Below are 14653 nucleotides of genomic sequence, written 5' to 3' on the forward strand. Positions count from 1 at the left end.
TTCATACCAGTTTTTTTACCAGCGCCTCGCTATGGCGAATACGCTCCGGCGCCCGCTCTAAATCCTGTTGTACCAGCGCCATAAACAGTAAGTCGGTCAACATCATTTGCGCATGTGTCGAGGAGATAGCGGCGCTGCGCGTCGCCTGCTCTTCGGCAATCGTATACAGACAGCGGGTGGCGCGTTGCTGCAAGGCGTTGGGAGAAAAACCGGTAATGGCCAGGATTTTCGCGCCTGTGCGTAATGTTTCGTCCGCCGCCAGGTTCAGCTCGCGCCGCTCCCCGGAATAAGAGATCGCCAGCAGCAGATCCTCCGGCGCCAGCGCCTGCACCGTCGCCAGCAGGGCGTGCATATCGCGCTCAACCACCGCGTTAATGCCAATCTTCAGTAGCTTCCAGGCAAAATTTTGCGCCACCAGCCCAGAGGCGCCAATCCCGGTGATCACAATACGGCGGGCGTGGCGCAGCATCGTGACGCTTTCTAACAGCTTTTCTTCACTGTTAACGTCCAGCGTGGCGTGCATCGCCGCCACATTCTCTTTAATTAATTTTTCCCCGACCAGGCGCATCGGATCGTCGCCGCGAATCTGGTTATGAACGGGAACGGAATGCGGATTAGGATTGCTGGCCAACGCTTCGCTGAGAGCCAGTTTCAACGCCGGAAACCCTTTAAACCCCAGTTTTTGCGCGAACTTGACTACGCTGGATTGGCTGACGCCCGCTTCAGCCGCCAGTTGCTGCGAGCTCAGATGCCGCGCCGTATCCGGTTGCGCGAGCAGATAATCCGCCAGTTTCCTGTCGCTTTGCGCGAGATCCGGATAACGCTGGCGAATACGAATCAAACAGTTCATGGGCAGCTCCTGCGAAACGTGATGGCGACGACAAAACGAAATTTCACTCGCCTGGGGGAATATTCTATTCCATCATGGACGCTTATTATGAATTAAAAATTCCAGAGGGACAAAAATGAATCTTGGTACCTTAGTGTCTGAAACCCGTAACCCGCAAACGATGGATCTGGATGCGTTGCCTACTCCTGAATTAGTTAAGCGTTTTAATGAACAGGATACGCTGGTAGCGGAAGCGGTAAAAGCCACTCTGCCTGACGTTGCGCGTGCGGTGGATGCCGCTGCGGCGGCGCTGAAGTCTGGCGGACGTATCATCTATATGGGCGCGGGCACCAGTGGTCGGCTTGGCGTACTGGATGCCTCAGAATGCCCCCCGACGTTTGGCGTTCCGCACGGTCTGGTCGTCGGACTGATTGCCGGCGGGCCGGGCGCGTTGTTGAAAGCGGTCGAAGGCGCGGAAGACAGCCAACAGGCAGGCGAAGACGATCTTGTCGCGCTAAATCTGCAAGAACAGGATCTGGTCGTGGGGCTCGCGGCGTCGGGTCGTACACCCTATGTGATTGGCGGCCTGCGCTATGCGCGACAGTCCGGTTGTACCACTGTTGCCGTCTCCTGTAATCCAGATTCGCCTATTGCGCGGGAGGCTAATATCGCCATTTCGCCCGTTGTCGGGCCGGAAGCGCTTACCGGCTCCACGCGGCTGAAATCCGGCACCGCGCAGAAAATGGTGCTCAATATGATTTCTACCGGCGCGATGGTGAAATTCGGCAAGGTCTATCAAAACCTGATGGTGGATATGAAAGCCACCAACGTCAAACTGGTCGATCGCGCGTGTCGGATGGTCGTTGAAGCGACCGGGATAGGTCGTGAAGAAGCAGAAGCGTTGCTGAAACAGACCGATTTTGAGGTTAAGCCCGCCATTTTGATGGCGCTTACGGGGCTGGATGCTGCAGCCGCCAGGGAAAAACTCGCCGCTCATCAGGGCTTTTTAAGGGCGGCGTTAGAACACTAAAGAGGTGTGTATGGATAAGACGGCAGCGCTCGCCAGCGACATTTTACGTGGTATTGGCGGAGAGCAAAATATTCTGCGCCTGGAAAACTGTATGACGCGAGTCAGGGTGGAGGTACAGGACGACAGCCAACTGGATATTCCGCGCTTAAAAGCGTTGCCTGGCGTCAGTGGATACGTAAAGCAAGGGGAGCAACATCAGCTGATCGTTGGGCCGGGGAAGGCTGCGCAGGTGGTTGATGCGATGCGCGTGCAGATTGCCGCAGGTGGTGTAAAGCCGGACGATGCTATGGCGCGTACCAAATCCGAGGCGAAAGCGAAGTATAAAGCGCCGATGAGCGATGCGTTGCGTAAGCTGGCGAATGTTTTTATACCGCTTATCCCCGCCTTTATCGCATCCGGCTTGATTACCGGCATTATCAACATTCTTAAACGTCCGGATATCGTCGGCGATGTTGCCGTCCACTATCCTAACCTGCTGGGCCTGATGGGGATATTTGGTAGCGCGGTATTCGCTATCATGAACATTCTTGTTGGCGTCAATACCGCGAAAGTCTTTGGCGGATCGCAGGCGTTAGGCGGCGTGATGGCGGGGATCCTTTCCAGCCCGCAACTGGCGCAGATTACGCTCTTTGGCGAGGTGCTTCAGCCGGGACGGGGCGGCGTTATCGCCGTCCTGCTGGTGGTGGCGTTAATGTGCTGGATTGAGCGCCAGTTCCGTAAGCTGCTGCCGGGGTCGCTGGAGTTAATTCTTAACCCTTTATTGACGACTGTTATCACCGGCGCGGTAGCGATTGTCGCTCTGCAACCGCTTGGCGGCTGGATTTCAGACGCTATCGCTCACGGCGCGTCCTGGGCTATCGATCGCGGCGGTTTTCTGGTGGGCGCGGTGTTAGCCGGAACCTTCCTGCCGTTGGTACTGACCGGGCTGCATCAGGGGCTGGTGCCTATTCATGTGGAGCTGGTGCAAGCGCACGGCTATAACGCGCTGTTTCCCATCCTGGCGATGGCGGGCGTTGGTCAGATAGGCGCGGCCATTGCCGTACTGATGAAAACCCGCAATGCGCGACTCAAAAAGGTAATTAAAGGCGCGCTTCCGGTCGGACTGCTGGGGATTGGCGAGCCGCTGATTTTTGGCGTCACGCTGCCATTGGGTAAGCCATTTATTGGCGCTTGCCTCGGCGGCGCGGTAGGCGGGGCGTTGATCAGCTACTGGAAAGTGGCGACGGTAATTACCTTTGGTATTTCCGGTTTGCCGCTGGCATTAACAATTGTTGCCGGAAAAGTCCTGTTCTATCTGTTAGGCTATTTAATAGCGGTAATTGCCGGGTTTATTTTTACCTGGCTGCTGGGGTTCAATGATCCAGAGGAGTAAGGTTTGGTCAGCCACGAGCGTCGTGTCGTCTTTTTTGATTTGGATGGAACGTTACATCAACAGGATATGTTCGGCAGTTTTCTGCGTTATTTGCTGCGCCGTCAGCCGCTAAATGCGCTGCTCGTACTGCCGCTGTTGCCCATTATCGGTATCGGTTTACTGGTAAAAGGGCGTGCGGCCCGCTGGCCGATGAGTCTGTTATTGTGGGGCTGTACTTTTGGCCATAGCGAAACGCGTTTGCAGGCGCATCAGGCGGATTTTGTCCGTTGGTTTCGCGCTAACGTCACGGCGTTTCCGGTAGTACAGGAGCGTCTGACCACCTATCTATTGAGCTCTGACGCGGATATCTGGCTTATTACCGGTTCTCCGCAATCATTGGTAGAGCAAGTCTATTTTGATACGCCGTGGCTGCCGCGCGTTAACCTCATCGCCAGCCAGATGGCGCGACGGTATGGCGGCTGGGTATTAACCGTGCGCTGTCTGGGCCATGAAAAAGTCGCGCAACTGGAACGTAAAATCGGTACGCCGCTGCGTCTTTATAGCGGCTACAGCGACAGCAAACAGGATAACCCGCTGCTTTATTTTTGCCAGCATCGCTGGCGGGTGACGCCGCACGGCGAGTTGCAGCAGCTCGAATAGTGAAACGCATAGCGTCTGTGTATAATGCCGCCCGCTTTCATTACCGGAGTTACCTCTTTGTCTGATGTCGAATTAGATCACGAATACTGGATGCGCCACGCGCTGACGCTGGCGAAACGCGCCTGGGACGAACGCGAGGTTCCGGTTGGCGCGGTATTGGTGCATAACCATCGCGTCATTGGCGAAGGCTGGAACCGACCCATTGGCCGCCACGATCCTACTGCGCACGCTGAAATAATGGCGCTGCGTCAGGGAGGTCTGGTATTGCAGAATTACCGGTTACTGGATACCACGCTGTATGTCACACTGGAACCCTGTGTGATGTGCGCAGGCGCTATGGTGCATAGCCGCATTGGACGCGTTGTCTTTGGCGCGCGCGATGCAAAAACCGGCGCGGCCGGATCGCTAATTGACGTGCTGCACCATCCGGGAATGAATCACCGGGTCGAGATTATTGAAGGGGTGTTGCGCGATGAATGTGCGACGCTGCTCAGTGATTTTTTCCGTATGCGTCGTCAGGAAATTAAAGCTCTGAAGAAAGCCGATCGTGCGGAAGGCGCGGGGCCGGCAGTATAGCGCAATGCCGGATAAGACGTTGCGCGTCGCCATCCGATAAGACCATCGCGCTATTTTTCTTCTTTCTTCTGCGGCGTAAACAGTAAAGACGGCGAATGCGTCAGGTAGCCTGATGACTGCGATAAAAACGACAGGAAGGGGAAGGGGGCTTTATTCAGCTCCTCCGGCGACACCGCCGGGTAATCCTGCGCCAGTTTCATAGCTTCCGCTTCCTGCTTTTCTTTTTCCTGCAAATACCCCACCAAACTTATCTGGTATTTACGGATATTTTCCACATAAGCATAAGCCTCATGTCCACGCGCGTAACCGTAGGTTAACTTACTGTAATACGGTTTTTGGCTTAATAGCGGCAAACGCTGCTTCACATCGGTCCAGCTATCCGGATTGCCTTTGGTTTTTACCGTCAGCGATCTGGCGTCGAGCATGTGCGCATAACCCATATTGTAGGCGGCTAAAGCAAACCAGATACGCTCGTCTTCCGGAACGGTTTCGGGAACTTTAGCCATCATATCTTCAAGATAGCGAGCGCCGCCGCTGATGCTTTGCTCCGCATCGGTACGGTCGGTCAGCCCCAGACTTTGGGCGGTATTTTTAGTCAGCATCATCAGGCCGCGCACGCCGGTTGGCGAGGTCGCCAGCGGGTCCCAGTGTGATTCCTGATAAGAAATCGCCGCCAGCAGGCGCCAGTCTATCTCTTTGGCATATTTTTTAAATAACGGTTCCAGCTCCGGCAGGACGTTATCTACCGCTCGCAGGAAAGAGCGGGTATCAACGTAGTCGAAATCATCGCCATGTCCCAGATATTTCTCTTCGATCCGCGCCAACGACCCGTCTTCATTGATCGAATTGAAAAAATCGAGCAGCGCGGCGGAGAGCGTATTATCGTCGTCCAGTCGGCTAAACCAGGTCACGGGCTGTTCATCCGTGACATCCAGCGCCACGGCCAGCTCGGGATGAACGCGCTGAAACAGACTGATCGCCACTGAATCGGCAATGGTGTAATCCAGTTTGCCGCTGATGACCTCTTCCAGCAGCGTCGTCGAGCCTTTTTTATCATCCACTTTCCAGCTCAGGTCGGGAAACTTTGTCTCTTTTAAACGCTGTAAGTCATTGACTACGACGTGCCCTGGCGCAATGGTAAGCTGATTCTCGTTAACGGTCGCCAGCGAACGTGGGCGATATTGTCCGACCCGGTAGACGAGCTGTTGCGAAACCGAGTAATACATGGGACCGGGCTGATAGTTTTTAACGCGTGCGCTGTCGTAGACCAGCCCAGCCGCGAGCAGGTCGGCATTGCCGTTATCCAGATCGTCAAACAACTGGCTGATATTCTGGCGCACCGTCACTTTCAGCTTCACGCCGAGATAGTTGGCGAACTGCTGCGCCAGTTCATAGTCCAGACCATATTTTTTACCGTTGATAACGGAATAGGTTAATGGCGAGTCGATCGTACTGACGCGCAGTATCCCCCGGGCTTGAATCGCGGCGATATGGTTTTCGGTTTTACCGAACCAGGGGATTGAGGGCCAAAGGGCTGCTGCCAGCAGCAGCGTCAATATGCCGATGAACAGATAATTAATCTTTAATTTTTTCAATTAGTTAATTCTCTGGATCGTGCGTTGCCTCGGGCTGAAAAAGACGTTTTGCTGCAATAGATAAGTCATTAATGAGCGGCATTTTGCGTAACAATGCGCCAGTTGGCAACTTATTCGCAACGATAGCCGCACCGTATGACAAGAAAAAGCGGTGATTTTATTTCTACGCAAACGGTTTCGTCAGCGCGCCAGATTCTTTATAATGACGGCCGTTTCCCCCCTTGCGCACACCGAAGCTTAGAAGACGAGAGACTTATGATGGAAATTCTGCGTGGTTCGCCTGCACTGTCTGCATTCCGTATCAATAAACTGCTGGCGCGCTTTCAGGCTGCCAACCTCCAGGTCCACAATATATACGCTGAGTATGTCCATTTTGCTGACCTGAACGCCCCGTTAAATGATAGCGAGCAGGCGCAGCTTACCCGTCTGCTGCAATACGGCCCGGCGCTTAGCAGCCATACGCCGGCGGGTAAACTCCTGTTGGTCACACCGCGTCCTGGTACCATCTCCCCCTGGTCTTCAAAAGCAACGGATATCGCCCACAACTGCGGCCTGCAACAGGTTGATCGTCTGGAGCGTGGCGTAGCGTACTATATCGAGGCTTCGACGTTGACGGCGGAACAGTGGCGACAAGTGGCCGCAGAGCTGCACGACCGTATGATGGAGACGGTGTTCTCTTCTTTAACCGATGCGGAAAAACTGTTTATCCACCATCAGCCTGCGCCGGTTTCCAGTGTCGATCTGCTGGGAGAAGGCCGTCAGGCGTTAATTGACGCCAACCTGCGTCTCGGTCTGGCGCTGGCGGAAGATGAAATCGATTATTTGCAGGAGGCGTTTACCAAACTGGGGCGCAACCCGAACGATATCGAACTGTACATGTTCGCCCAGGCGAACTCCGAGCACTGCCGCCACAAGATTTTTAACGCCGACTGGATTATCGACGGTAAACCGCAGCCGAAGTCGCTGTTTAAAATGATTAAAAACACCTTCGAAACCACGCCGGACTATGTGCTCTCTGCCTATAAAGACAATGCCGCGGTGATGGAAGGATCTGCGGTGGGGCGCTACTTCGCCGACCACAATACTGGCCGTTACGATTTTCATCAGGAGCCCGCGCACATTCTGATGAAGGTCGAAACGCATAACCACCCAACCGCCATCTCTCCGTGGCCGGGGGCGGCGACCGGTTCCGGCGGCGAAATTCGTGATGAAGGCGCCACCGGGCGTGGCGCGAAACCAAAAGCCGGGCTGGTAGGCTTCTCCGTTTCCAACCTGCGTATTCCGGGCTTTGAACAGCCGTGGGAAGAGGATTTTGGCAAGCCGGAACGTATTGTCACCGCGCTGGATATCATGACCGAAGGTCCGCTGGGCGGCGCGGCGTTTAACAACGAATTTGGTCGCCCGGCGCTGACCGGTTACTTCCGTACTTATGAAGAGAAAGTGAACAGCCACAACGGCGAAGAGCTGCGCGGCTACCATAAGCCGATCATGCTGGCGGGCGGGATCGGTAATATTCGCGCCGATCACGTGCAGAAAGGCGAGATCGTCGTGGGCGCGAAGCTGATCGTCCTTGGCGGCCCGGCGATGAATATCGGCCTCGGCGGCGGCGCGGCATCGTCAATGGCTTCCGGCCAGTCTGATGCGGATCTCGATTTTGCCTCTGTTCAGCGCGACAACCCGGAAATGGAACGCCGCTGCCAGGAAGTGATCGACCGCTGCTGGCAGTTGGGCGACGCTAACCCAATCTTGTTTATCCATGATGTGGGCGCGGGCGGTCTCTCCAATGCGATGCCGGAGCTGGTGAGCGACGGCGGGCGCGGCGGGAAATTCGAACTGCGCGACATTCTTAGCGACGAGCCGGGCATGAGCCCGCTGGAAATCTGGTGTAACGAATCCCAGGAGCGCTACGTACTGGCGGTCGCGGCTGACCAGTTGCCGCTGTTCGATGAACTGTGTAAGCGCGAACGCGCGCCGTATGCGGTCATTGGCGACGCTACCGAAGAACAGCATCTCTCGTTGCATGATAACCATTTCGACAATCAGCCGATCGACCTGCCGCTGGATGTCCTGCTGGGCAAAACGCCGAAAATGACCCGCGATGTGCAAACATTGAAGGCGAAAGGCGATGCGCTGAACCGCGCGGATATCACGATTGCCGACGCGGTAAAGCGTGTTCTGCATCTGCCGACCGTGGCGGAAAAAACCTTCCTTGTCACTATTGGCGACCGTACCGTCACCGGTATGGTGGCGCGTGACCAGATGGTTGGCCCGTGGCAGATCCCGGTAGCTGACTGCGCGGTCACTACCGCCAGCCTCGACAGCTACTACGGCGAAGCGATGTCGATTGGCGAGCGCGCGCCGGTGGCGCTGCTGGACTTTGCCGCCTCCGCCCGTCTGGCCGTCGGTGAAGCGTTGACTAACATTGCCGCGACGCAGATTGGCGATATCAAGCGCATTAAGCTTTCCGCTAACTGGATGGCGGCAGCCGGTCATCCTGGCGAAGATGCCGGTTTGTATGACGCGGTTAAAGCGGTGGGAGAGGAACTCTGTCCGCAGCTTGGCCTGACGATTCCGGTGGGCAAAGATTCGATGTCGATGAAAACCCGCTGGCAGGAAGGCAACGAACAGCGCGAAATGACCTCGCCGCTGTCGCTGGTGATTTCCGCGTTTGCTCGCGTGGAAGACGTGCGTCACACCCTTACGCCGCAGCTGTCAACGGAAGATAACGCCTTGTTGCTGATCGATCTTGGCAAGGGCCACAACGCGCTGGGCGCAACGGCGCTGGCGCAGGTCTATCGTCAGCTTGGCGACAAACCCGCGGACGTGCGTGACGTCGCGCAACTGAAAGGCTTCTATGACGCCATGCAGGCGCTGGTCGCTGCGCGTAAATTACTGGCCTGGCACGACCGTTCCGACGGCGGTCTGCTGGTGACTCTGGCCGAGATGGCCTTTGCCGGCCACTGCGGCGTGCAGGTCGATATCGCCGCGCTGGGCGATGACCATCTGGCCGCACTGTTCAACGAGGAGCTGGGCGGCGTGATTCAGGTACGCGCTGAAGACAGAGACGCGGTCGAAGCGCTGTTGGCGCAGTACGGCCTTGCTGACTGCGTCCACTACCTTGGTCAGGCTCTGGCTGGCGATCGCTTTGTGATTACCGCTAATGACCAGACGGTATTCAGCGAAAGCCGCACTACGCTGCGTGTCTGGTGGGCGGAAACGACCTGGCAGATGCAGCGTCTGCGCGACAATCCGCAATGTGCCGACCAGGAACACGAGGCGAAAGCGAATGATGCCGATCCGGGCCTCAACGTGAAACTGTCGTTTGATATTAATGAAGATATCGCCGCGCCGTACATTGCGACAGGCGCACGACCGAAAGTCGCTGTACTGCGCGAGCAGGGGGTGAACTCTCACGTGGAGATGGCGGCGGCGTTCCATCGTGCGGGCTTTGACGCGATTGACGTCCATATGAGCGACCTGCTGGGCGGTCGTATCGGTCTGGGCAACTTCCATGCGCTGGTGGCTTGCGGCGGCTTTTCCTACGGCGACGTGCTGGGGGCGGGCGAAGGCTGGGCGAAATCCATTCTGTTTAACCCTCGGGTGCGCGACGAATTCGAAACCTTTTTCCATCGTCCGCAGACGCTGGCGCTTGGGGTGTGCAACGGTTGCCAGATGATGTCGAATCTGCGCGAGCTGATCCCGGGCAGCGAACTGTGGCCGCGTTTTGTACGTAACCATTCTGACCGCTTCGAAGCCCGCTTCAGCCTGGTGGAAGTGACGCAAAGCCCATCGCTGCTGCTGCAAGGAATGGTAGGCTCACAGATGCCGATTGCGGTTTCCCATGGGGAAGGGCGCGTTGAGGTGCGGGACGATGCGCATCTTGCCGCGCTTGAGAGCAAAGGCCTGGTCGCTCTACGCTACGTTGATAACTTTGGTAAGGTGACTGAAACCTATCCGGCTAACCCGAACGGTTCGCCGAACGGCATCACGGCGGTGACGACCGAAAACGGTCGGGTGACGATTATGATGCCGCATCCGGAACGCGTATTCCGCACCGTCGCCAACTCCTGGCACCCGGAAAACTGGGGCGAGGATAGCCCGTGGATGCGTATCTTCCGTAATGCGCGTAAGCAGCTAGGGTAGTTCCATTCGTCGCCGTCCCGTATTTGGGTGGTGTCGCGAAATGCCGACATCGCCCTAAATACAGTGTCGCTAAAAGGTGACACTTAACTCATTGTTTTTCGATTAATATTAAGGTGATGGTGTTTAGTGTTGCCTTTTGGCGACATATTGCTTAAGTTTTGCTCGTTAGCGCCAGAGTGAGGTTAAGTTATAAAATATATTAAAATCATCATGTTAATTAATTGTTTTGCAACCTGGCACAATTACTGCATAATGATAACCAGTGGCTCATTCACCTTCTTATGTCAGCCCCTTAGGGACGCGCTACATAAACTTCGAATGACGCACAACAAGGTGCCTGCCGTCCAACTTCTGATAATAGCGTAGCTTTATCAACCTCCGGGCGAAACGTCGAGTTAGGCACCGCCTTATTCCATAACAAAGCCGGGTTTAGCCCGGCTTTGTTGTATCTGGCGCTTCCCTCGGTTAGCATCTTTTTTATTCTTCTTTTATGTGAGCGACACGTTGAAGCGCTGGTCTGTTTTCCCCCGTTCTTTACGACAATTGGTCATGCTGGCCTTTTTGCTGATCCTGCTGCCGTTGCTGGTTCTGGCCTGGCAGGCGTGGCAAAGCCTTAACGCATTAAGCGATCAGGCTGCGGTGACTAACCGCAGCACGCTTATTGACGCCCGGCGCAGCGAGGCGATGACCAACGTCGCGCTGGAGATGGAGCGAAGCTACCGACAGTATTGCGTGCTTGACGATCCGACGCTGGCAAAAGTGTATCAAAGCCAGCGTAAGCGCTATAGCGATATGCTGGACGCCCATGCCGGCGTCTTGCCGGATGATAAGTTGTATCAGGCGTTACGCCAGGATTTAAACGCGCTGGCGCAATTGCAGTGTAAAGATAGCGGCCCGGAAGCGGCAGCGGCCGCGCGTCTGGAGGCCTTTGCCAACGCTAATACGGAAATGGTGCAGGCGACGCGTACTGTGGTTTACTCGCGCGGGCAGCAGTTACAACAAGAAATCGCCGAGCGCGGACAATTTTTCGGCTGGCAGGCGCTGGTGCTATTTCTGGTGAGTCTGGCGATGGTGCTACTTTTTACCCGCATGATTATCGGGCCGGTGAAAGGAATTGAACGGATGATTAATCGCCTGGGCGAAGGCCGTTCTTTGGGGAATACCGTCACCTTTACCGGTCCGCGTGAATTACGATCGGTGGGGCAGCGCATTATCTGGCTGAGTGAGCGTCTGGCGTGGCTGGAATCCCAGCGCCATCAGTTTCTACGTCACCTGTCCCATGAGCTGAAAACCCCGCTGGCCAGTATGCGCGAGGGGACTGAGCTGCTGGCCGATCAGGTGGTTGGGCCGCTGACGCCGGAGCAAAAAGAGGTGGTCGATATTCTGGATGACAGCAGTCGTAATTTACAAAAATTGATTGAGCAATTGCTTGATTACAACCGGAAACTGGTAGACAGTGCCACAGAGCTGGAAGCGGTCGATATCGCGCCGCTTGTGGATATGGTGGTTTCCGCCCACAGTTTGCCTGCCCGCGCTAAAATGATGCATACCGATGTCGACCTGGAGGCCGAACGCTGCATAGCAGAGCCCATGTTGCTGATGAGCGTGCTGGATAATCTCTATTCCAACGCGGTGCACTATGGCGCTGAATCCGGTAACATTTGTATCCGTAGTCGCTCTCAGGGCTCCACGGTTTATATCGATGTGGTTAATAGCGGCGAGCCGATTCCGCAAACCGAAAGAGAAATGATTTTTGAGCCTTTTTTCCAGGGAAGCCACCAGCGAAAAGGGGCGGTAAAAGGCAGTGGGTTAGGGCTGAGTATCGCCAGAGATTGTATTCGTCGAATGCAGGGAGAGATCCAACTGGTGGATGACAAAGCGCAGGAAGTTTGTTTTCGCATCTCGCTGCCGCTGCCTGCATCTGACAAACACTAATATGAATTTAAGCCTGGTGCGTATGTCACACGTTTTCGTCCAAACTATTAAACGATGCCTTTTGCGGTGGGGAATACCGGTGGGCATATCGTGTCTGGCGCTGACCGCATGTGTTCCCCATGCTTCACAGCAACTGCCCGGTAGCGCAGCGCAGGACACGCTCCCCCATTATCAACTGGCGGATTATCTCCCGACGGCGTGCGCGGATATCTGGTCGCTACGCGGGCAGGCGGTGGAGACGAATCCGCTGTACTGGCTACGCACGATTGACTGCGCCGATCGTCTGATGCCGGTTCAGTCGCGCGCAGAGGCGCGCGCGTTGACGGATGATAACTGGCAAAATGCCTTCAGGCGCGGGATTTTACTGGCGGATGCAAAAATTACGCCGCCGGAGCGGCGCGCCATAGTGACCCGTCTGGAGGCGTTAAGCGCGCAAATACCGGCTCAGGTACGGCCCGTCTACCAAATCTGGCATGACGGTCAGGCGTTGCAATTAGCGCTTTCTGCCGAACGTCAGCGTTATAGCAAGCTCCAGCAAACGTCAGATAGTGAGCTTGATGCGCTGCGCCAGCAGCAACAGGCCTTGCAAACGCAGCTCGATCTTACCACCCGTAAGCTGGAGAGTTTAACCGATATTGAGCGCCAGCTTTCGACACGAAAACCGGCAGGGAATTACAACGCCGATACGCCGCATACCAATGACAAACCCGCGACGTCTGGAGATGGCGCGGCGCCGTCGCCGTCACAAGATGAGGTAACGCCATGATAAGCCGTAAACCGGCGCACCTGCTGCTGGTCGATGACGATCCCGGATTACTGAAATTGCTCGGTATGCGCCTGACCAGTGAAGGATACAGCGTAGTGACCGCAGAGAGCGGCCAGGAAGGACTGCGGGTACTGCATCGGGAAAAAGTGGATCTGGTAATAAGCGACCTGCGCATGGACGAAATGGATGGTATGCAACTGTTCACAGAAATTCAGAAAGTACAGCCGGGAATGCCGGTTATTATTCTGACGGCGCATGGTTCTATTCCGGATGCGGTGGCCGCTACCCAGAAGGGCGTATTCAGCTTTTTGACGAAGCCGATCGACAGAGACGCGTTATATAAAGCGATAGATGAAGCGCTGGAACAGTCCGCTCCCGCGACGGACGATAGCTGGCGCAACGCTATCGTTACCCGTAGCCCGCTGATGCTGCGACTGCTTGAACAGGCGCGCATGGTCGCGCAGTCGGATGTCAGCGTATTGATTAACGGACAAAGCGGCACCGGGAAAGAGATTTTCGCACAGGCGATTCATAATGCCAGCCCGCGCAGTAACAAGCCGTTTGTCGCCATCAACTGCGGCGCGTTACCGGAACAGTTGCTGGAGTCCGAATTATTCGGCCATGCGCGCGGCGCCTTTACCGGCGCAGTGAGCAATCGTGAAGGGTTGTTCCAGGCGGCGGAAGGCGGCACGCTGTTTCTGGATGAAATTGGCGATATGCCCGCGCCGTTACAGGTGAAGCTGCTGCGGGTGTTACAGGAGCGCAAAGTCAGGCCGCTGGGCAGCAATCGCGATATTGATATCGACGTGCGAATTATTTCCGCGACGCACCGCGATCTGCCGAAGGCGATGGCGCGGGGCGAATTTCGTGAAGATTTGTACTACCGGCTGAATGTCGTGAGCCTGAAAATTCCGGCGCTGGCGGAGCGTACCGAGGATATTCCGCTGCTGGCTAATCATCTGCTCAGACAGTCGGCACAGCGGCATAAACCGTTTGTTCGCGCCTTTTCTACTGATGCAATGAAACGGCTGATGACGGCAAGCTGGCCGGGCAACGTGCGCCAACTGGTCAACGTCATTGAACAATGCGTGGCGTTAACCTCTTCGCCGGTGATCAGCGATGCGTTGGTCGAACAGGCGCTGGAAGGCGAAAACACCGCGCTGCCCACCTTTGCCGAAGCGCGAAACCAATTTGAACTGAACTATCTGCGCAAGTTACTGCAAATTACCAAAGGTAACGTGACGCACGCGGCAAGGATGGCGGGGCGCAACCGCACGGAATTCTATAAGCTACTCTCCCGCCACGAACTGGATGCGAATGATTTCAAAGAGTAGTTTTCATGCCGTAAAGTAGCGCGAAATATGTTACGTTTAACCGATCAAAACACAGGCGACCTTTTCAAGGAATAGCATGAAAAAGATTGATGCGATTATTAAACCCTTCAAGCTGGACGATGTCCGTGAAGCGCTGGCCGAGGTAGGTATTACCGGCATGACGGTCACTGAAGTCAAAGGCTTTGGCCGTCAAAAAGGCCACACCGAGCTGTATCGCGGCGCGGAATATATGGTGGATTTTCTGCCGAAGGTAAAAATTGAAATCGTTGTGCCTGACGACATCGTGGATACCTGTGTTGACACCATCATTCGTACCGCGCAGACGGGGAAAATCGGCGACGGTAAGATCTTTGTCTTTGATGTCGCCCGCGTTATTCGTATCCGTACTGGCGAAGAAGACGACGCGGCTATCTGATGTGCCGATTCGCTGCCCG

At 55.6% G+C, this 14653-nt stretch carries 11 protein-coding genes and 1 pseudogene; 9 read left to right on the forward strand and 3 right to left on the reverse strand.

Going from position 1 to position 14653, the window contains the following annotated elements:
• Position 1: 1 nt before the first annotated feature.
• The gene (locus tag J4728_RS08170) at positions 2-850 is read right to left on the reverse strand and encodes a MurR/RpiR family transcriptional regulator (RefSeq protein WP_001522296.1); all 849 of its coding nucleotides are present in this window, start codon (positions 848-850) and stop codon (positions 2-4) included.
• 115 nt (positions 851-965) lie between these two features.
• On the opposite strand from J4728_RS08170, the gene murQ reads away from it, so the two are divergent.
• The 4 genes from murQ to tadA are packed head-to-tail and all read left to right on the forward strand — an operon-like array spanning position 966 to position 4446.
• Positions 966-1859, forward strand: a complete 894-nt coding sequence (murQ, locus tag J4728_RS08175; protein WP_001048530.1) for an N-acetylmuramic acid 6-phosphate etherase — start codon at positions 966-968, stop codon at positions 1857-1859.
• Between the two features lie 10 nt (positions 1860-1869).
• On the forward strand, positions 1870-3231 hold the full coding sequence (locus J4728_RS08180; RefSeq protein WP_000361663.1) for a PTS transporter subunit EIIC: 1362 nt from the start codon (positions 1870-1872) through the stop codon (positions 3229-3231).
• Positions 3232-3234: 3 nt separating this feature from the next.
• The gene (gene yfhb / locus J4728_RS08185) at positions 3235-3870 is read left to right on the forward strand and encodes a phosphatidylglycerophosphatase C (protein WP_000253558.1); all 636 of its coding nucleotides are present in this window, start codon (positions 3235-3237) and stop codon (positions 3868-3870) included.
• A gap of 24 nt (positions 3871-3894) precedes the next feature.
• A complete protein-coding gene (gene tadA / locus J4728_RS08190; protein WP_001134566.1) occupies positions 3895-4446 on the forward strand; it encodes a tRNA adenosine(34) deaminase TadA in 552 nt (183 codons plus the stop codon).
• A gap of 50 nt (positions 4447-4496) precedes the next feature.
• Here the strand turns inward: tadA and mltF are convergent, their stop codons facing one another.
• Both mltF and J4728_RS08200 read right to left on the reverse strand, forming a co-directional pair.
• The gene (gene mltF, locus J4728_RS08195; RefSeq protein WP_000734241.1) at positions 4497-6041 is read right to left on the reverse strand and encodes a membrane-bound lytic murein transglycosylase MltF; all 1545 of its coding nucleotides are present in this window, start codon (positions 6039-6041) and stop codon (positions 4497-4499) included.
• Positions 6042-6272: pseudogene (locus J4728_RS08200) on the reverse strand (hypothetical protein). It lies immediately after the preceding gene.
• A 24-nt stretch (positions 6273-6296) separates the two neighbouring features.
• Here J4728_RS08200 and purL point away from each other — a divergent pair.
• From purL to glnB, 5 genes are all read left to right on the forward strand, one after another.
• Positions 6297-10184, forward strand: a complete 3888-nt coding sequence (purL, locus tag J4728_RS08205; protein WP_208211571.1) for a phosphoribosylformylglycinamidine synthase — start codon at positions 6297-6299, stop codon at positions 10182-10184.
• Between the two features lie 504 nt (positions 10185-10688).
• Positions 10689-12119: a two component system sensor histidine kinase QseE/GlrK gene (gene qseE, locus J4728_RS08210; protein ID WP_001676035.1), complete on the forward strand. Its 1431-nt coding sequence runs from the start codon at positions 10689-10691 to the stop codon at positions 12117-12119.
• Position 12120: 1 nt separating this feature from the next.
• On the forward strand, positions 12121-12885 hold the full coding sequence (qseG, locus tag J4728_RS08215; RefSeq protein WP_076741729.1) for a two-component system QseEF-associated lipoprotein QseG: 765 nt from the start codon (positions 12121-12123) through the stop codon (positions 12883-12885).
• A complete protein-coding gene (gene glrR / locus J4728_RS08220; protein WP_024131115.1) occupies positions 12885-14219 on the forward strand; it encodes a two-component system response regulator GlrR in 1335 nt (444 codons plus the stop codon). The genes qseG and glrR overlap by 1 nt, the downstream gene beginning before the upstream one ends.
• A 76-nt stretch (positions 14220-14295) precedes the next feature.
• Positions 14296-14634 (forward strand): nitrogen regulatory protein P-II, encoded by a 339-nt coding sequence (gene glnB, locus J4728_RS08225; protein WP_000717694.1) that lies wholly within the window; start codon positions 14296-14298, stop codon positions 14632-14634.
• Positions 14635-14653 lie beyond the last annotated feature (19 nt).

Source organism: Salmonella sp. 32070601201500089SM (genome assembly GCF_017573605.1).
In the GTDB taxonomy this organism is placed as follows: Bacteria; Pseudomonadota; Gammaproteobacteria; order Enterobacterales; family Enterobacteriaceae; genus Salmonella; species Salmonella enterica.